Origin of the sequence: Mammaliicoccus sciuri (assembly GCF_025561425.1) — a bacterium.
Lineage (GTDB): Bacteria > Bacillota > Bacilli > Staphylococcales > Staphylococcaceae > Mammaliicoccus > Mammaliicoccus sciuri_A.
Genome location: NZ_CP094824.1, coordinates 213,128 through 233,641, shown reverse-complemented (window position 1 = coordinate 233,641; position 20,514 = coordinate 213,128). Strand labels below are relative to the sequence as shown.

General features: G+C 33.2%; 14 protein-coding genes, 5 pseudogenes and 1 riboswitch. Of the genes and pseudogenes, 12 read left to right on the top strand and 7 right to left on the bottom strand.

From position 1 onward, the window contains the following. Positions 1–47 precede the first annotated feature (47 nt). The gene (locus tag MUA60_RS01030) at positions 48–1,850 is read left to right on the top strand and encodes an acyltransferase family protein (protein ID WP_262649212.1); all 1,803 of its coding nucleotides are present in this window, start codon (positions 48–50) and stop codon (positions 1,848–1,850) included. A 185-nt stretch (positions 1,851–2,035) separates the two neighbouring features. On the opposite strand, the gene MUA60_RS01025 is transcribed toward MUA60_RS01030, so the two are convergent. Together MUA60_RS01025 and MUA60_RS01020 are read right to left on the bottom strand one after the other, a co-directional pair. After that, a complete protein-coding gene (locus tag MUA60_RS01025) occupies positions 2,036–3,001 on the bottom strand; it encodes an LLM class flavin-dependent oxidoreductase (RefSeq protein WP_262649211.1) in 966 nt (321 codons plus the stop codon). Positions 3,002–3,006: 5 nt separating this feature from the next. Next, positions 3,007–3,303, bottom strand: a complete 297-nt coding sequence (locus MUA60_RS01020; RefSeq protein WP_262649210.1) for a YkvR family protein — start codon at positions 3,301–3,303, stop codon at positions 3,007–3,009. 206 nt (positions 3,304–3,509) lie between these two features. On the opposite strand from MUA60_RS01020, the gene MUA60_RS01015 reads away from it, so the two are divergent. The 3 genes and pseudogenes from MUA60_RS01015 to MUA60_RS15485 form a co-directional block, all read left to right on the top strand. After that, positions 3,510–5,372, top strand: coding sequence for a BglG family transcription antiterminator (locus MUA60_RS01015; RefSeq protein WP_262649209.1), 1,863 nt, complete (start codon positions 3,510–3,512; stop codon positions 5,370–5,372). 79 nt (positions 5,373–5,451) lie between these two features. Continuing rightward, positions 5,452–6,907, top strand: a pseudogene (locus tag MUA60_RS01010) (PTS fructose transporter subunit IIC); the annotation flags it as partial. Positions 6,908–7,017: 110 nt separating this feature from the next. Next, positions 7,018–7,413, top strand: a pseudogene (locus MUA60_RS15485) (PTS sugar transporter subunit IIA); the annotation flags it as partial. Positions 7,414–7,464: 51 nt separating this feature from the next. Here the strand turns inward: MUA60_RS15485 and MUA60_RS01005 are convergent. Beyond that, positions 7,465–8,613: an NAD(P)-binding domain-containing protein gene (locus MUA60_RS01005; RefSeq protein ID WP_262650550.1), complete on the bottom strand. Its 1,149-nt coding sequence runs from the start codon at positions 8,611–8,613 to the stop codon at positions 7,465–7,467. Between the two features lie 134 nt (positions 8,614–8,747). Continuing rightward, positions 8,748–8,849: riboswitch (TPP riboswitch) on the top strand. 109 nt (positions 8,850–8,958) lie between these two features. On the opposite strand from MUA60_RS01005, the gene MUA60_RS01000 reads away from it, so the two are divergent. After that, the gene (locus tag MUA60_RS01000) at positions 8,959–9,711 is read left to right on the top strand and encodes a 3-oxoacyl-ACP reductase (protein ID WP_262649207.1); all 753 of its coding nucleotides are present in this window, start codon (positions 8,959–8,961) and stop codon (positions 9,709–9,711) included. A gap of 30 nt (positions 9,712–9,741) precedes the next feature. Further along, positions 9,742–10,212 (top strand): annotated as a pseudogene (locus MUA60_RS00995) (LLM class flavin-dependent oxidoreductase); the annotation flags it as partial. 29 nt (positions 10,213–10,241) lie between these two features. Here MUA60_RS00995 and MUA60_RS00990 read toward each other — a convergent pair. Both MUA60_RS00990 and MUA60_RS00985 read right to left on the bottom strand, forming a co-directional pair. Then, positions 10,242–11,105, bottom strand: coding sequence for an IS3 family transposase (locus MUA60_RS00990; RefSeq protein WP_262650549.1), 864 nt, complete (start codon positions 11,103–11,105; stop codon positions 10,242–10,244). 8 nt (positions 11,106–11,113) lie between these two features. Next, complete coding sequence (locus MUA60_RS00985; protein ID WP_262648361.1) at positions 11,114–11,650, bottom strand: transposase; 537 nt, start codon at positions 11,648–11,650, stop codon at positions 11,114–11,116. A gap of 55 nt (positions 11,651–11,705) precedes the next feature. On the opposite strand from MUA60_RS00985, the pseudogene MUA60_RS00980 reads away from it, so the two are divergent. After that, positions 11,706–12,545 (top strand): annotated as a pseudogene (locus tag MUA60_RS00980) (LLM class flavin-dependent oxidoreductase); the annotation flags it as partial. On the opposite strand, the gene MUA60_RS00975 reads toward MUA60_RS00980, so the two are convergent. Next, complete coding sequence (locus MUA60_RS00975) at positions 12,542–13,465, bottom strand: AEC family transporter (RefSeq protein WP_262649206.1); 924 nt, start codon at positions 13,463–13,465, stop codon at positions 12,542–12,544. The pseudogene MUA60_RS00980 and the gene MUA60_RS00975 overlap by 4 nt on opposite strands. Before the next feature lie 591 nt (positions 13,466–14,056). Between MUA60_RS00975 and MUA60_RS00970 the strand changes: the two genes are divergently transcribed. From MUA60_RS00970 to MUA60_RS00960, 3 genes are all read left to right on the top strand, one after another. Beyond that, positions 14,057–15,301: a Glu/Leu/Phe/Val family dehydrogenase gene (locus MUA60_RS00970; protein WP_262649205.1), complete on the top strand. Its 1,245-nt coding sequence runs from the start codon at positions 14,057–14,059 to the stop codon at positions 15,299–15,301. A 239-nt stretch (positions 15,302–15,540) separates the two neighbouring features. Beyond that, positions 15,541–16,044, top strand: coding sequence for a transposase (locus tag MUA60_RS00965; RefSeq protein ID WP_262648412.1), 504 nt, complete (start codon positions 15,541–15,543; stop codon positions 16,042–16,044). Then, a complete protein-coding gene (locus MUA60_RS00960) occupies positions 16,022–16,948 on the top strand; it encodes an IS3 family transposase (RefSeq protein WP_316964795.1) in 927 nt (308 codons plus the stop codon). Before MUA60_RS00965 ends, MUA60_RS00960 begins: the two co-directional genes overlap by 23 nt. A 158-nt stretch (positions 16,949–17,106) precedes the next feature. Here MUA60_RS00960 and MUA60_RS00955 read toward each other — a convergent pair. Further along, positions 17,107–18,018: pseudogene (locus MUA60_RS00955) on the bottom strand (osmoprotectant ABC transporter substrate-binding protein). A gap of 201 nt (positions 18,019–18,219) precedes the next feature. Here MUA60_RS00955 and fni point away from each other — a divergent pair. Further along, positions 18,220–19,266, top strand: coding sequence for a type 2 isopentenyl-diphosphate Delta-isomerase (gene fni, locus MUA60_RS00950; RefSeq protein WP_262649204.1), 1,047 nt, complete (start codon positions 18,220–18,222; stop codon positions 19,264–19,266). Between the two features lie 199 nt (positions 19,267–19,465). After that, the gene (locus MUA60_RS00945) at positions 19,466–20,440 is read left to right on the top strand and encodes an SMP-30/gluconolactonase/LRE family protein (protein ID WP_037589209.1); all 975 of its coding nucleotides are present in this window, start codon (positions 19,466–19,468) and stop codon (positions 20,438–20,440) included. Positions 20,441–20,514 lie beyond the last annotated feature (74 nt).

The window sequence follows — 20,514 nt, the reverse complement described above, 5'->3', positions numbered from 1 at the left end:
TATTTCTTATTAGAGATTTTTACAATTTATTGAGGAGTCAATGAGAAATGAATGATCAAATGAAAGAGATAAAGTCACACCCAATTCGCTATTTATATGGTCTAGATGGCTTACGTGCAATTGCGGTTATAGCTATCATCATTTATCACCTTAATCCTAAGTGGTTATCGGGTGGTTTTTTAGGTGTGGATACTTTTTTTATCATTTCTGCCTATTTAATTACGAGCTTATTAATCCATGAATATCAACATACAGGCACGATAGACCTCTTACATTTTTGGAAGAAACGTATTAAAAGGATACTGCCGGCAGTCTTATTTTTATTAAGTATTGTACTTACATATACCTTATTATTTGAACCGAGCATTATTAAAAGTGTAAAACAAGATACGTTTGCTGCTTTATTTTATGTATCCAACTGGTGGTATATTTTTCATCATGTTAGTTATTTTGATAGCTTCAAAGTGATGCCACTTAAACATTTATGGAGTTTAGCGATTGAAGAACAATTTTATGTTTTTTGGCCAATTTTATTAATGATATTACTTCGCATTAAAAAGTTAAAAAGGCATTTTGTTTTAGTTGTATTTATAGCTTCTCTTATTTCTTTATTGTTAATGATATTAATTGCTGAACCGAATGTTAATAATTCAAGAGTATATTTTGGAACAGACACTAGATTACAAACTTTGTTATTAGGTGTATTACTAGCATACATATGGTCGCCTTTTAGATTGAAACAGCAAATTATAACACCGTTAAAGATTGGAATTGAAACGATAGGTTGTATTTCAATTGCGCTATTAATTTACTTTATGTTGACTGTTTCATCCAATGACAATTGGTTATACTTTGGTGGTATTTATCTTATCTCTTTAAGTTCATTACCTGTCATTGCGAGTGCTGTTCACCCTAGCACATTATTATCTAAAGTATTAGGTAATCGATTATTGTTATGGATTGGACAGAGATCTTATAGTTTATATTTATGGCATTACCCTGTCATAACATTTATCAATAAACATTTCGTTCAAGGTCAAATCCCCTTTTATATGATATTGATAGAAATCGTATTAACGTTACTGTTAGCTGAATGTTCATATCGCTATGTTGAAGTACCCATTAGAGTACGTGGGTTAGCATATTTCAAACCTGGAAAAGCTCAATTAAAATCACTCATTGCTAAGAGTAGCATTATTTTAGTATTAATTGGTCTTATGTTAACAATACTTTCAGGACATTTTGATTATTTACAACAAACGCAACATCATCATGCCAAGACGACTTTTAAAGTTTCAAATCACGACCATAAAAATAGTTTGATATTACCTATTCCTAAAATTAATGTAAATAGCGAAGAAACCATTAATCATAAAGGGAAACATCAAGATAAGATGTTATTTATCGGTGATTCCGTCATGGTTGATATCGGCGAAGAAATACATAAAGCATATCCAGATGCAATAATAGATGGTAAAGTCGGTCGTAATTTAAATGATGCTATCCCACTCGTTCAAGAGAAATACAGTACATTTAACAAAGCCAATCAACAAGTTGTACTTGAACTTGGTACGAATGGAGATTTTTCATTTGATGATTTGACGAAGCTCATTAAAATGTTTGGTAATGCGCATGTATATGTCGTGAATACACACGTACCAAGAGATTGGGAACAAAGTGTGAATGAGAAATTATCAAAGATTGCTCAAGCACATAAGAACGTCAAACTGATAGATTGGTATAGTAAAGCACACGGCCATTCAGAATACTTCGCCTATGACGGCGTGCATTTAGAATATAAAGGCGTACAAGCACTCGTATCCGAAATTAATAAACATATCAAGTCATGATACATGAAATTAACAAAAAACAGTCTAGAACCTTATTTTGTTCTAGACTGTTTCTTTCGTTTAGCTCGTATTGTTTCTTCTATAATTGAACCGACTATGAGACCGACTGAGATGATGATTTTTCCTATTAATAAAATCATACGAAATCACCCTTTAATATCATATTTGAGTTCTGAAACAAGTATTTATATTTGTGCTAATAATCTATAAGATTGCATTCTATCATCATGTGTTATTGTATTTGTGCTCACCATGATTTCATCACATTGATATTCTGCTTGAATCGCTTGAAGTCTTGATTGAACGGTTTCGACATCACCAATAATCATATTGTCTTTCATGTCATAAAGCATTTCTTTTTCACGTTCACTTAACGCATCAAACGTTTGTACTTTTTCTTTTTTATCTTCACCTTGTGCTTTAGGTATTAAACTTTCTATAGCAAGTGTTTCCGCTTCTTGATTAGTCTCTGCACATATGACAGATACCGTTACAATCACTTTAGGTGTTTCTTGATTTCTTTGTTCAAAATGTTCACGGTAACGATCCACAATTGCACGGCCATCTTGATCACTCATAAAAGCTCCAAACACATATGGCATGCCATTTTTAGCAGCAAGTAAAGCACTTTTCTCACTTGTTCCTAATAACCATGGTGTTGATGGTACATCAGGTTGAGGTAACACGTTTACTTTATGATATTCATGATCTAAAGGAAACTGCCCCTCCAAGAACATCAATAATTCTTCTAACAGTTCTGGTAAAGCCCACACTTGCTTCAAAAACTGCGTCGATAATGCATTCGTTGCTTCAGCTGAGCCACCAGGTGCTCTACCTATACCTAAATCTACTCTATTAGGAAATAAAGTAGCCAAAGTATTAAACTGCTCGGCAACTTTATACGGTCTATAATGTGGTAACAATATGGCACCTGCACCAATTCTTATACGGTTTGTATGCGCACCAATATAAGAAAGTAATACTTCTGGCGCTGAACTTGCAAGGTTAGACAAACCGTGATGTTCAGTTAACCAATACCTTTCATAACCTAGTTTCTCTCCTAATTGTGCTAATGCCAAAGAATCTTTAAAAGCGTCACTCGCTGTTTGACCAGGCGAAATGGGTGATTGATCAAGTATACTCAATTTCATACCATTCATCCCTTTTGGTCCTCTCGTATTTCTTTAAGCACAAGATGGTACACCGCAACTTGATTGTCCTTATATAAATTTGTTAAAGACGTTGAATAATTATAGATTTCACCTTTAAATTGCTTATCTTTATCCGGAACTTCAACATCAAAACGTCCTCTATATAGCAAAACTGCAATATCGTGATACGCTTCACTCGTTACATTAAATTCAATTGTTACTTTATATAAACCATCTACAGTTTCGTCTTCAAAAAATGTTAATGGAATTTTCGTTTCATCTAAATATATATTTTCAACCAATTATGTCACCTTCAAAGTTTATATTTATTATCTAAGTTCAGTATAATATGTCGAAAGATATAATACATGCATTCTGTTTATAGCACACGAATACTAGATTAAGTATCTCGTAACTCTAGCTAATCAATCATTTATTTGTCACTCATTCATTAAACGCTTACAATATAATATGAATCTAAATGTGTACTTGAAATGTGGTGGGATTATTGTTAGAAAGACATGTGAAATTAATGAGACTATTACTTTTAAATCGCGATAGTTATTTAAACGGGACTGAAATAGCTGACTATTTGAATGTTTCAAATAGAACTGTAAGAAGCGATATTAAATATATTAATAGTGAAATTAAAGATGTCATTATCAGTATTAAAGGGCGTGGTTATCAATTAAATCACGAGTTGTATCAAACTGAAGAGATAGAATCTATTCTAAATCAATATACGGAAAAGAATGGTCAAACACTCATCAAGATGGCTTATCAATTATTAATGTATAAACAATCAGTTACGCTTGAACAATTATCTGATGACTATGCTTTAACGAAGAATGAACTCGTCGATCATTTAAATCAAATTCAAGCTTGGTGTGAATCTTATGACGTTGCGATTAAACTTGTTAAAAGAAAAGGTGTTACGGTAAGTGGCAATGAAATGGATATTCGTAATGCTATTCTTCATTTAAACCAACTCTCTACAAACAATGTTAAAGTAGAGGATTTTATTTTGAATGAAATTCCAAAAGTGCATAGCGAATTAATGATGCATATTATGGAACAACATTTAGAGCATCACCATATACAAACTTCAAAAGTACATATTAAACAGTTGCTCGTACACCTGATCATTATTTTCAAAAGAATCCACGATACAACTGAACAATGGGATATTAATCAAGAGGCATTGGCCATTTCCCGGGCAATTATAGAAGATATTAATAGACAACTTAAATACACTTTAAGCGATGAAACAGCGAAGTTATTTTCATTTTTTATTAGCTATTATTTTGATAAATATGATCTTGGCTTTAAACAAATATTTATTCAAAGTTATATTGAACGCTTAATTTATCAAATGAATGCCAAAGTTGGTATTGATTTTATGCAAGATGCTGTACTTCGTGAAAATGTTTATTCACATTTTAGCAGAACATATTTGCGTATCGTTAAGAACGTTTATATTAACAATCCGCTTACAGAGGATATTAAACAGCAATACCCATTTGTGTTCAACGCTTTATATGAAACGGTTCATTTACTGGAAGAAGATGCACAACTCAATTTAAGTGAAGATGAGATAGCCTTTCTAGCATTACATTTTCAATCATCGATAGATCGTAATGTACAAGATCAATTTAATGTTGTCATTACTTGTTATTATGGACTGGGCATTTCTAGCTTGTTAGAAGCAAAAATTCAAAAGTTAAACCATAAAATAAATATTACGGATACGATTAAACTTGAAGCCGTTTCAACTTACCCATTCTCTAATACGGATATACTCGTTACAACACACGAAATTGATATGAAACATATACCAAGTAACGTGCAAGTTGTTCAAGTATCGCCTTTATTTTCAGAAGAAGATGCTCATAAATTTCAAACCATTTTAAATCAAAAGCAAAACCCTGTTTTAAACAACGACGCATTATTGCCTATCGACTTTCTATCGGTACCAATCGAAACAGACATACATTCTACTGTTGATATATTCCAACATGTGGAACTTTTGCTTAATCAACAACATGCCATATCAAGTGGGTATATTGAAAGTGCACTAGAAAGGGAGAAGTTCTCATCAACTTATATTGGAAATGGCATTGCTATTCCACATGGCGACCCTACTAAAGTCTTTAAGTCACATGTATTAATGTTTAGACTCCGCCAAGATATAGCATGGAAGCAACATAAAGTTCATTTAGTGTTCTTCTTATCTATTGCAGACAAAGATAAACAAGTAATGAAAAAAATCATACACAGTATTGCTGCATTAACAGAACAAGATGTTAAACATTTACTAAAATTAGATGATGAACCATTCAAACAATATATTATCGATCGTTTTAAAGAATAATTGCCACTACTAACGGCAATTATTCTTTTTTATGTTTTAGTGAATGCGTTTACAATTGAATTAAGAAGGAGCTGACGTTATGAAAATATTAGCAATTACATCTTGTCCAAACGGGATTGCACATACTTATATGGCTCAAGAAAAATTAGAACAAGCCGCAAAAGAAATGGGCATAGATATTAAAGTAGAAACACAAGGTGGTGTCGGTGCAGAAAATGTTCTGACATCAAAAGAAATTAGAGAAGCGGATGGTATTATTATCGCTGCTGACAGACAAGTCGATTTATCAAGATTTGACGGGAAACGATTAATTAACGAAAGTGTTAGAGAAGGTATTCACAACCCTAAATTATTAATTCAACGCATCATCGATCAAGATGCACATATTCATCATGAAAAAGGTGGCTATAAACAAACGCATGATGACGAAGATCAAAAAAGTGGTCTACAAATGGTCTATCAACATTTAATGAATGGTGTTTCATTCATGGTGCCATTTATCGTAGTTGGTGGTTTATTAATGGCCATTGCTTTAACTTTAGGTGGGCATACAACACCTGAAGGTCTTAAAATTCCTGATGATTCATTCTGGAAATCTATTGAAAATATCGGTAGTTTAGCATTTAGTTTTATGGTTCCAATTCTAGCTGGTTACATTGCAGTTAGTATTGCTGATAAACCAGGTTTAGTACCAGGTATGATTGGCGGCGCAATTGCTGCTGATGGTAGCTTTTACGGAAGTGAAGCTGGTGCAGGATTCTTAGGTGGTATTGTCGCTGGTTTCTTAGCAGGTTATATTGCTAAATGGATTAAAAACATTAAAATTCCTAAAGCGATGGCACCGATTATGCCAATTATCATTATTCCTATTATTTCTTCAATTATTGTAGGACTTATTTTCATATTTGTTATCGGCGCACCGATTGCGAGTATTTTTGAAGGTTTAACAACATGGTTAAAAGGTATGCAAGGTACAAATAGTATTATCTTAGCGCTTATTATCGGAGCTATGATTGCATTCGATATGGGTGGTCCAGTAAACAAAGTTGCTTTCTTATTCGGATCAGCTTTAATTGCTGAAGGAAACTATGCCGTTATGGGTATGGTTGCAGTAGCTGTATGTACACCACCTATTGGTTTAGGTCTTGCTACTTTTATCAATAGACGTAAATTTAATAAAGGTGAAATTGAAATGGGTAAAGCATCATTTACAATGGGCTTATTCGGTATTACTGAAGGTGCTATTCCATTCGCCGCACAAGACCCATTACGTATTATTCCTGCAAATATGATTGGTGCAATGGTTGCAGCAGCCATCGCAGCAATAGGTAGCGTTGGCGATAGAGTTGCACATGGTGGTCCAATTGTAGCTGTCCTTGGTGGTATCGATAAAATACTATGGTTCTTTATAGCTGTCATCATCGGAAGTACTGTTACAATGCTTGTTACACTTTTATTAAAGAAAAAAGAAGCAACCGTTGCAACACCTGAAATGGAATCATCTAATAGCGGTATCACAACATCATTTATGGGATCAGATGAAGATGATAACGATCAAAAAGAAACATCCACTTCAAATGATGAAACTCAGACAGAATCAGAACAAGTCTTTTACGAAAAAGTCATCACAATAGAAGATGCTGAAATGTCTCGAGATGACGCAATCGATAAACTGATTCACAATTTAAAACATCACAACTTTATAGACGATGAACAAGTGTTAAAAGAAGCTGTATTGAAACGCGAATCAGAATCAACAACAGCAATCGGCATGAATGTAGCCATCCCGCATGCTAAATCAAATGTTGTCAAACAGCCTGTCGTAGCTGTACTGAATAACAAACACGGTGTGGAATGGGAAAGCTTAGATGAAACACAACCTAAGATCATCTTCTTAATTACTGTACCAAATGATAGTAGCGACACACACTTGAAGTTATTACAAAGACTGTCACGTACGCTTATGGACGATGATACAAGAGAAAAATTAATCAACGCTGAAAGCACAGAATCTATTTATAACATTTTGAAGGAAATTTAATTTTAAAAGCCTGGAACGCATATGTTCCAGGCTTTTCTATATCTGATAAGTCTAACTGCATTGCTCTATTTCATGATACTTTTCACCTATCTTGCGTGCCGCTTCTCTGCCACCCATAATATTTCTAGCAAAAGGTCCTAATTCTAAATCAGCTAATCCACCTGATACGAATAAATTCGGCAGCCATTCTAAATGTTTACTAATTTCAGGATACCCACATTTATTGAGTGGTGCTTCATATTCATGAATTAAACGATTTAATATTGGTTGTGTTAATAAAGTATTATCAAATCCTGTTGCCAATAATATATGGTCATAATCTATATGTTTCCCATCTACTGTTATGATTTGATGATTGTTAATATGATCTAATTCATTGAGATGTATTGTTAGTCTTCCTTTTTTCACATATTTCTTTAATCTAATGAATAATTCTTGTGGCATCGAACCTTTATGACGTTCTTTTAAGACAATATCCATCTTCTCTTCTGGATCTATCACTTTTGTAAAGCTTGCCATATTTTTAGGTCCTAACCACCCTGGATCAGCATCAAAATCATGAATTTCTAGCGGCTTATTCGTCCATAAATGCACATGCTTTTCATCGTCATGATAAATTAATTTTAATGCTAAATGTGCAGCTGATATCCCGCTTCCTACAACATGAGAACTTTCTTTAAATTGAATATTTGCATCTTCAAAAATATGTTGTACATCTGGTGCATGCTCATACATTTTTGGAATCTTTGGCTTATGGTTACAACCAGATGCGATGATGACATTCTCTGTATATATCATCTCCCCTGATTCCAATACGACACACCAATTATCTCGATCTTTCTTTATATCTATTGCAGTATATTTAACATGACATTCATGTAATCGGTAATATTCAACTTGTTCTGCTGTATGGTCCATAAACATATCTCTTTTCGGTCTCTTATACTTACCATAAATGCCACCTGCATAATCCATTTTCTTAAAATATTGTTTTAAATGAAAAGGATTTGGGTGAACATGGTGTACGATTGGAGACCTTAAATAAGGCATACTAATATTCTTTGTTCGATGGTCAAATTGATGACAGAACACATCGTGCGGGTCAATAATTGTTAAATCTTTATTTTTTAATCCTTTAACTTTTAATTCTAATGCTATCGTTATCGCGTGGATGCCACCACCTACTATCGTCCACTTCATCATATCACCTTTAATCCTTTTAAATCGTAATCAGTACGTTTTATATCATAACCGATTTTACCTATCGTTTGCAACTGAACATTTATACAAACTTGACATCGATTATTAAAAACTATACATTGATAGTAATTAAATAGATGCACTAGGGGTGTTTTTTTAACTGAGATGAGTATGAACTCGAACCCTTTGAACCTGAACTAGATCGTACTAGCGTAGGAAAGTGTTTGTGAAATGAATTTATAGAGATGACTATGCCCTTTTTATAAATATCTTTGTTTTTACACAACTTTCTTACGAGAAGGTTGTGTATTTTTTTATTTAAAATTCTATATGGGAGTGTTACATATGACAAAAACAATTTTAGTAACAGGTAGTAGTAGAGGATTAGGCGCAACAATCGCACGTACATTAGCATCTGAAGGACATCAAGTCATCATTAATTATCATAATAGTAAAGCATTAGCAGAACAGTTAGTTGCTGAAATCGGAACAGAACAAGCGATTGCTATTCAAGCGGATGTGACGAATCGCGCTGAAGTTGATCAGTTAATTGATGAAGGCACGAAACATTTTGGAAAAATTGATGTCGTCGTCAACAATGCTTTAGTTAACTTTAAATTTGACCCAGTAAAACAAAAAGCATTCGTCGATCTTGCATGGGAAGACTATCAACAACAAATTGATGGCACATTAAAAGCAGCATTTAATATCGTGCAAAGTGTTGCACCACAATTCATTGAAAGAAAACAAGGTGCTGTCATTAGCACCGGTACGAACTTATTCCAAAATCCTGTCGTACCTTATCACGAATATACAACTGCGAAAGCTGGCTTAATTGGTTTCACGCGTAATATCGCTGCTGAATTAGGTCAATACGGCATTACAGCCAATGTCGTTTCTGGTGGCCTACTCAAAACAACCGATGCCAGCTCTGTAACAACACCTGAAGTATTTGACTTAATTGCTCAATCAACACCTCTTAAAAAAGTCACTTCACCACAAGATGTCGCAAATATGGTGAGCTTCCTTGCTTCTGATAAAGCAAATGGTATAACTGGTCAAAATTATACTGTAGATGGCGGCTTAACAATGAACTAGAATTCCAAAAGAGAGATAAGGAGAATAGAAATGCGTAATTTAAGAAGTGATCAACTCAATATTGGTGTCTTATTATATGGATGTGGCCATCATCAAGCAGCATGGCTTATGGAAGACTCCTCTATCGAACAAATTGGTGATATCTCTTATTATCAATCATTAGCACAACTATCAGAAAGAGGTTTATTAGATGCCGTGTTCTTTGCAGATAATCAGTCATTCCCTGCAAAGTCAGATAGTGAATTACCAGCATTCTGGTTAGATCCAATTGTGAACTTGACTGCTATATCACAAGTTACACAACATATTGGTTTAGTTTCAACAATTTCAAGTTCATTTTCAAACCCTTATACTGCGGCTAGGCAAATTTTAACGCTCGATCATGCGACGAATGGTCGTGTTGGTTGGAACTTAGTAACATCTATGACAGATATAGAAGCTCAAAATCATAGTATGAAAACTTTACCTCAGCATGATGATAGATATCATAAAGCTCAAGAATGTACTGAACCCAAAAATCTAAACCTTAATTAGTATATTATTTCAAAGGTTTGTCTCCTGTAATTTTTGGGAGATAAGCCTTTTAATTTTGATTTGATTCTTTCGTTATTATAAAAATCGATATATCGATGAATAGCTTGTTCAAGGTCCTGAAAATCTTTAAATTCTTGGCCATAATACATTTCTTGTTTAAGTAACCCAAAAAAGTTTTCCATAACTGAATTATCTAGACAATTACCTTTTCTAGACATACTCTGAAATATTTTATGGTCTTTTAATAATCTAGTGTATTGTGAATATTGATAATGCCAGCCTTGATCTGAATGAATCGTTAAACGATGATCTAGGTTTGGACGACGCTTTATCATTTCTTTTAATGGATTGATGACTATATCTAATGTAGGACGACTTGAGATTTTAAAGCTGATAATCTCTGAACTATATAAGTCCATAAAAGGTGATAAATATAATTTCTGACCATTCATTAATTTGAACTCTGTAATATCTGTTACGACTTTTTGAAATGGGAGACTTGTTTTAAATCTACGATTTAATATATTTTGAGCTACTTTACCAACTTTACCTTTAAAGGAACGATACTTACGACCTCTATGTGTGAACTTTGTACAAGTTAGATTATGTTCTTTCATAATTCTTAGTACTTTTTTATGATTTACGATAAGACCTCTATTTCTTAGTGCTTGTGTAACACGACGATAACCATAGGTATGGTTTGATTCTTCACATATTTCTTTTATTACTTGAATCAATGTTTCATCTTTATCAGCTTTACTAAATTTATTTATCCAATAATAGTATACAGATTTAGCTATTTGAGCGACTTTAAATAAGATACTTAATCGTATATTATATGTTTCATTTAGTTCCTTAATGACCTTTACTATTTCTGATTTTTGCTTCCGTAAATGTCGGTCAAGGCTTGTAACTTTTTTTGATAAGCTATACCTGCCTTTAACGTCTCATTTTCATTTCTAAGTCTTTCAAGTTCTTCACGTTCATTTTCATTTAAAGGTAAATTTTTATTATCTGATTTAGATCGTTTTTTAGTCATAGTGTGAGATCGTCCCTTTTGTTTATTATCTATATCAAGACGACACTTTTCATCAAATTGATGTTGCCAATTGGCAATGATAATAGGATTAATAATTCTAAAGTGATTCGCAGTATCTTGATAAGACAACATATTTTCTTGTCTAAATTTTAAAACAGATAATTTAAATTCGCTAGTATAAACAGTATTTCTACTTTTTATTTCTAAACCTTCTTCTCCAAACTCTTTATATTGATTGACCCAAATCCGAAGGACAGACCAACTTGAAATACCATATTTTAAAGCAATTGTTCTATAACTTTGATGTCCTTCTAAATATTCTTTTACAAGTTTTAGTTTGAATTTAAATTCATATTTTTTCCTCATTAGAATGCACCCCAATATTTTGATTTGTTTAGTTCAAATATTTGGGTTCACATCAGAATTTGCTGAGTTGATGGACAAACTATTTACATCTTGGCATAAAGAAGACTTTGTTCATGACCGTCATAACAATAAAGTGATTAATCATGAGCATGTGCATGCTTTTCATCATTCTGGCGATTATTTCCAAGTAAATGGACCGTTATCGACACCAAGTAGCCCACAAGGCAAACCTGTCGCTATGCAAGCTGGTGCATCCAAACAAGGTATTGCATTAGCCGTCAAACATGCAGATGCGGTTTATTCAGTTTCATGGAATTTGAAACAAGCGAAAGCTTATAGAAATAAATTAAATACGGCTATCAGCGCAAGTGATACACCCGAGAAATATATTAAAGTCTTCCCAGGATTAGTCACTTATGTTGGCGAAACACGTGAAGAAGCACTGCTCAAAAAGGAAAAATTAGATAAAGCTTTACCAATTGAAAATGCCATCAAACAATTAAGTACGTTTGTTAGACAAGATTGTTCAAAATGGGCACTGGATGAACCTGTCCCAGAACTTCCACCTGTAGAAGCGTTCGATGGTCCAGTAGGCAGATATGAAACGATTTTAGAAATTATAGAAGATACCGACCCTACAGTGAGAGAATTATTAGGTTATCTCAATGCAGGTGGTGGGCATCTCACATTAATAGGTACACCTGAAGAAATAGTAGATGAAATGGAGCTTTGGTTTAAGACTGGTGTTGCTGATGGCTTTAATTTAATGCCACCTACTTTACCTTATAGTCTTGAAGATTTTGTAACATACATCGTTCCAGAATTACAACGACGCGGACTGTATAGAGAAGCTTATTCAAGTCAGACATTTAAAGAACTTTTAAATGTACATTAAAAAATTAAATAAGATAAATAAATGACAGCAACAACAGAAATAGAACTAAATAACGTAGACATGAAGACTAATTCTGCAGCTAAAGCTGGGTAGTTATCATATTCTTGAGCAATAACTGAACTGTTCACGGAAGTTGGCATCGCTGAAGCAATAAATAATGTTTGTGCGATAATACCCTCTAACCCCATGCATTTTATAATGACTAATGCGATAACTGGTCCAACAACTAATCTTATAAAGATATAAATATAAGAAGATGACCATTTAAAATTAAGTTTAATATTGGCAATTTGCGCACCGAGAAGAATTAAAGCAATCGCAATCATAGCATCAGACAAATAACTGACAGTCGTCCACATGAACTCAGGAATTGGAATATGATTATAGTTTAAAATAATTGCAAGAACGAGTGCATAAATAATGGGCATCTTAAAGTAATTGAGTAATGCTTTAAGTTTAGCTAATTGAACGGATTGAATTGCGAAGACACCATATGTAAATGTGAAGACATTTTGCAGTGTTAATACAATAACTTGTGCAGACATAGCGAGTGGATCACTTTTAAATACAATATCATTTAACGGCGCACCGTAGTTACCAGAGTTAAAGAAGAGTACACTGTTTGTTAAAGTCGTCTCTTTACCTTTATCTAAAGTTTGCATTTTGGCGATAGCAAAAGCGACGATATATAAAGCAATTATGTATATAACGAAGAATACGATGATTAATAATAATAAATTGACCGCTAACTCAGCTTTGTAAAACTTCGCAAAAATAAATCCAGGCACAAACACATTGATATTTAATTTTGCGAGCGTACGTAAATCAAGTTTCACACGCTTTTGAAGCACATAACCTAACGCCGTCATTAGAAAAATCGGTACAATAACCGTTAGTAAAATATTGAGCATTTCAGACAAAAAGACACCCCCACGATGTATAAGATAAGTTTTTGATAGTAATATCATAACATTCTTAGAAAAATGTTGGGGGCGTCTTTTTAATATTGCAAATAATCGTGTGCTATATATGAGAGAATGATGCAGACTTTGAATCATGTTAGGGGCTGGGATGTGCGAGAGCGTTAGGTTTTTGTGGATCTCGTGAGTTTATTAGGGATTTAACTCACATCACAGACAATATTCTCTTTCCCCCGTTACTCAATTTATAAAATATACACTATGACTTCATGAACCTCTTTTCTACGACTCTTCGTTTATATAAAAAGAAGAATCTTGGACAAAAATTCATTTATCCAAGATTCATTCACACTAGTAAATATAATGGTTTCATTATATTTGTATATGCTCGTAATTGAATTATATCACGTCTTCCAATTACTACCAACCACTTATACTCACTACATTAAAATACAATAAATTTTATTATTATATATATTTGAACTTTTAGTAAATTCAGTTTATTTTATTGAAAACCATTTTCATTTGTATTATGATTTTATTTAATATGTTTTTTTAGACATTATTTTAACCGACAAAGGAGCGTCAGTCATGAGTGAAAATAGCAATCTTGTAACTTCTACACAAAATATAATTGAACAAGCTTTATATAAATTAGGGTACGATGAAGGTCTTTTTGAATTGATTAAAGAACCTGCTAGATTTTTAAGAGTTCGTATTCCAGTTAAAATGGACGATGGATCTGTAAAAACTTTTACAGGATATCGATCTCAACATAATAGTTCAGTGGGACCTACTAAAGGTGGCGTCCGCTTCCACCCTGATGTAGATGAAAATGAAGTAAAAGCATTATCTATGTGTATGACTTTAAAATGTGGTCTCGTTAACTTACCTTATGGTGGTGGTAAAGGTGCCATTCAATGTGACCCTCATAGCATGAGTCAAAATGAACTAGAAAGATTGTCACGTGGATATGTTAGAGCAATTGCTCAAATCGTTGGACCTACTAAAGATATCCCTGCACCCGATGTATATACGGATGCTCAAATCATGTCTTGGATGATGGATGAATATAGTATTATGCATAAAGTTAACGCACCAAATTTCATTACAGGTAAACCCATTTCTTTAGGTGGTTCACTTGGTCGTGAACAAGCAACAGCATTAGGTGCTGTAATTACGATTGAAGAAGCGGCTAAACGTAAGCGTATTAATATCGAAGGTTCAAAAGTTGTTATACAAGGATTTGGTAATGCTGGTAGCTTTATCGCTAAAATCCTACATGATAAAGGTGCAAAAATTGTATGTATCTCAGAAAGTCGTGGTGCTTTATATGATCCTGAAGGTTTAGATATTGATCATTTATTAGAGCTTCGTAAAGAACATGGTAGAATCACACCTTTATTTGATAACATTATTCCAAACGAAGATATATTTGGAATTGATTGTGACATTTTAGTACCCGCAGCTTTAGCAAACCAAATCACCGCACAAAATGCAGGAGACATTAAAGCGAGTATAGTAGCAGAAGCGGCTAACGGTCCTACAACACAAGAAGCAACACGTATACTGACAGAAAATGATGTACTATTAATACCCGATGTACTTGCCAGTGCCGGTGGTGTAACTGTTTCATACTTTGAATGGGTACAGAACAATCAAGGACTTTATTGGTCAGAAGAAGATGTGAATCAGTTATTAAGAACTAAGATTGTGGAAGCTTTTGACAAAGTATATGACATTTCACAAAAGAGAAAACTAGACATGAGATTATCAGCTTATGTAGTAGGCGTTAGACGTACAGCAGAAGCAACACGATTCAGAGGATGGGCTTAATAAATAGAGTATTAATGAAAATATTGAATGTCTTGGCTTTACTCAGCACTTAAGCCATGACTTGGACGATCTCTTGGCTTTATTCGGTACTTAAGCCATGACTTCAGCAATCTCTTGGCTTTACTCAGTACTTAAGCCACGACTTCAGCCATCTCTTGGCTTTACTCATCACTTAAGCCACGACTGATGTGAACCCAAATATTTGAACTAAACAAATCAAAATATTGGGGTGCATTCTAATGAGGAAAAAATATGAATTTAAATTCAAACTAAAACTTGTAAAAGAATATTTAGAAGGACATCAAAGTTATAGAACAATTGCTTTAAAATATGGTATTTCAAGTTGGTCTGTCCTTCGGATTTGGGTCAATCAATATAAAGAGTTTGGAGAAGAAGGTTTAGAAATAAAAAGTAGAAATACTGTTTATACTAGCGAATTTAAATTATCTGTTTTAAAATTTAGACAAGAAAATATGTTGTCTTATCAAGATACTGCGAATCACTTTAGAATTATTAATCCTATTATCATTGCCAATTGGCAACATCAATTTGATGAAAAGTGTCGTCTTGATATAGATAATAAACAAAAGGGACGATCTCACACTATGACTAAAAAACGATCTAAATCAGATAATAAAAATTTACCTTTAAATGAAAATGAACGTGAAGAACTTGAAAGACTTAGAAATGAAAATGAGACGTTAAAGGCAGGTATAGCTTATCAAAAAAGTTACAAGCCTTGACCGACATTTACGGAAGCAAAAATCAGAAATAGTAAAGGTCATTAAGGAACTAAATGAAACATATAATATACGATTAAGTATCTTATTTAAAGTCGCTCAAATAGCTAAATCTGTATACTATTATTGGATAAATAAATTTAGTAAAGCTGATAAAGATGAAACATTGATTCAAGTAATAAAAGAAATATGTGAAGAATCAAACCATACCTATGGTTATCGTCGTGTTACACAAGCACTAAGAAATAGAGGTCTTATCGTAAATCATAAAAAAGTACTAAGAATTATGAAAGAACATAATCTAACTTGTACAAAGTTCACACATAGAGGTCGTAAGTATCGTTCCTTTAAAGGTAAAGTTGGTAAAGTAGCTCAAAATATATTAAATCGTAGATTTAAAACAAGTCTCCCATTTCAAAAAGTCGTAACAGATATTACAGAGTTCAAATTAATGAATGGTCAGAAATTATATTTATCACCTTTTATGGACTTATATAGTTCAGAGATTATCAGCTTTAAAATCTCAAGTCGTCCTACATTAGATATAGTCATCAATCCATTAAAAGAAATGATAAAGCGTCGTCCAAACCTAGATCATCGTTTAACGATTCATTCAGATCAAGGCTGGCATTATCAACATTCACAATACACTAGATTATTAAAAGACCATAAAATATTTCAGAGTATGTCTAGAAAAGGTAATTGTCTAGATAATTCAGTTATGGAAAACTTTTTTTGGTTACTTAAACAAGAAATGTATTATGGCCAAGAATTTAAAGATTTTCAGGACCTTGAACAAGCTATTCATCGATATATCGATTTTTATAATAACGAAAGAATCAAATCAAAATTAAAAGGCTTATCTCCCAAAAATTACAGGAGACAAACCTTTGAAATAATATACTAATTAAGGTTTAGATTTTTGGGTTCAGTACAGACTTCCACAATCTCTTGGCTTTACTCAGCACTTAAGCCAAGAATTACCTATCTCACTTATATTTCACCCTTAATATGTATTAAAAAAACAGGAACCGCAATTGTGGTTCCTGCTTTTTACTATATTAACTATTCAAAGTAGTGATGTGCTTTAAGAAATTTTTCTGCGATTATAGCGGGCTCTTCTTTTTTACCGTCTGCTCGATAATTCAATTCTTGCATTTTTTCAGTGGATACTTTCCCAACTAATTTTTCTATAGATTTTTTAGCTTTTGGATTATGTTCCAAATATTCATTTGTTGCTAATGGACTGGCGTCATATGGTGGGAAGAAGTGACGATCGTCTTCTAGTGTCACTAAATCATAAGCTGCTATTCTACCGTCTGTTGTATATCCAAGTGCGGCATCAATACTCTTATTCTTCAATGCATCATATACAAGTCCAATTTGCATTGTTCTAATATCCTTAAATTCAAATCCGTACGCTTTTGAAAAAGCTGGATAGCCGTCCCCTTTTCGTTTAATCCAAGTAGGATCACTTGCTACTCTTAGTTCATCTTTATGTTTTGCTAAATCCGAAACTTTTTTTTAATTGTACTTTTTAGCTGTTTCTTTAGTGACTGTAAATGCAAAGGTATTTTCAAATCCATATGAGTCAAAGAATGTTTGATCAAATTTCTTTTGGAAACCTGTTTTAACAGCTTTCTCAGCTTTTTTAGTATTTGTAATGGGTTCAGAGTTTAAAGCACCTACTAAATCAGTACCTGTATATCTTGTCGCGGATATTTGTGCATTATCATTTAATATCGCGTTATGTTCAATTACCGCAGAACCAAGATTATTTACAATTATCGGCTTTACTTCCCCTTTTGTATCATGCTCAATTTGTAAGCGAATCATATGCGCCATGATTTGAGACTCACTTGTAGCAAGCGCCGTAATTTTCACTGTATCAGACGATACGCCACCTAAGCCTGGTAAAGTACAACCGCTTAATAATAATGTACAAATTAAAATTAAAGTAAGTTTTTTAAATTTGATAACGATTCTCCTCCATTTTATGTATATTTGTATAGTATTAATATTAGCATAAATTGTTTGATTGATTTTTCGGGTATTTGAAAAAAGATTTTGAAGCGGAATGTATAACAATGTTTAGTTTATATTCAATTATACAACTGCTATAATGTGTATTAAGATAAAATATATCATTAAACATATAGACGCACGGAGGATAAATGAATGGACGACTCATTAAGAAGCAAAAGGAAGAATGAACATATTCAGCTGGCATTAGATACGTATTCACCAGTTAGTACTGATTTTGATAAAGTACAGCTTATACATCAATCCATTCCTTCTATTAATAAAAATCAAATTGATTTATCAGTAAAGTTTCCGCATTTCTCTTTTAAATACCCTATTTATATCAATGCGATGACGGGAGGAAGTGAAAGAGCAGCAACTATTAACAAAGAGTTAGCGCAAATCGCTAAAGCTTGTAACATACCAATGGCTGTAGGTTCTACACATTCAGCTCTAAAAGACCCTAACGCTGAATCAAGTTTCACAGTAGTTCGTGATGAAAATCCTGAAGGTCTAATATTTAGTAATGTCGGAGCAGATATTGAATATGCAAAAGCTAAGAAATCAATAGAACTTCTAAATGCTGACGCCTTACAAATTCACGTCAATGCACCTCAAGAACTGATAATGCCTGAAGGTGATACTGAATTTGAAAATTGGCTAACAAACATTCAAGAAATTCAAGATAATATTGATATACCCGTAATCATTAAAGAAGTTGGTTTCGGTATGAGTGCTGAAACCATTCAAAAAGTTAAAGATATTGGCATTCAATATGTAGATGTTAGTGGTAGAGGCGGTACGAATTTTGCGGACATTGAAAATCAAAGAAGACCATTAAAAGATATGGCATTCTTAAATCAATGGGGACAAAGTACTGTTCAAAGCTTATTAGAAGCACAATTATTAAATGCAGATATTCACATATTAGCTAGTGGTGGCGTTAAAAACCCACTCGATGCCATTAAGTCTCTAGTATTAGGTGCAGAAGCTGTTGGCTTATCTGGATATGTTCTCAAATATTTAGATGCTTATGGTGTAGAAGATACAATTGAACATATGAAACAATTTATCGAACAAATGCATGTCATTGCTAATTTATTGAATGCATCAAACGTATCTGATTTAAAATCAATCAGCTATGTATTGTCTCCAGAATTACAGACATATGTAGAGCAACGCGCGAAATCAATTAAAGCTTAATCATAAAAACAGCTTTTCCACTTCTCGAAAAGCTGTTTTTTATATGTTTATAATATCTTTTACATCATTCATATTTTTCGCAATTTAATATTCATTTTCATTGTAAGTTAAAAGTGATAATATTAAACATATATATTAAACACATCTTTAAAGTACATGTGTACTTTTCTATATTGTACAACTTAAAGGAGCGATTATCATGGCTGATCAACATATACCATCTTTATATTATACGGAAGCTTCAAAAAGTGCTGTCCCACTACTTGCACATGAACAACACTTGCAAACTGTAACAGCTGAACCTTGGCTCAAAATTTCTGATGAAGGTCTTCAATTAGAAGGTTTATGCTTTGATAGAAATCATAATCTTTTCTTATGCGAAGTATTTGGCGGGACTATTTTCCGCGTAGATTTACCTGAGAAAAAAGTTAATACAGTATTTAAATCTGAGAAAACTAACCCAGCTTCTGTTAAAATACATAAAGACGGACGATTATATATGTCTTATTTAGGTGACTTCAAAAGTTCTGGTGGTATTTTTGCGACTGATGCAGACGGCAAAAATCCACAAAGTATCGTTTCAGATATCGATACAGAATATTGCGTTGATGATTTAGTATTTGATAGTAAAGGTGGATTCTACTTTACTGATTTTAGAGGATACTCTACAAATCCACTTGGTGGCGTATATTATGTTTCACCTGATCATCAAACGATTACACCTATTATTCAAAATATCGCAGTAGCAAATGGTATTGCATTAAGTACAGATGAACGTGTACTATGGGTGACTGAAACAAATGCGAATAGATTACATCGTATTTCATTAGAAGAAGACGGTGTGACAATTGAACCATTTGGTGCATCTATTCCATATCATTTTACAGGTCATGAAGGTCCTGATTCTTGTTGCATTGATAGCGACGATAACCTTTATGTTGCTATGTATGGTCAAGGTAGAGTACTTGTCTTTAACAAAAGTGGTTACCCTATCGGACAAATATTAATGCCAGGTCGTGACCAAGGACATATGTTAAGATCGACACATCCTGCATTTATACCCGGTACAAATCAATTAATCATTTGTGCCAATGATATAGAACGTGGTGGCGATTCTTGGTTATTTACAGCAAAAGGCTTCGCAAAAGGTCATAATAGCTATCAATTTCATTAAAAATTGTAATTATTGCACATTAATTAGTTAAAGTTTTTGAATATATGGTGACAGAGCTTTATAATAATAAAGTG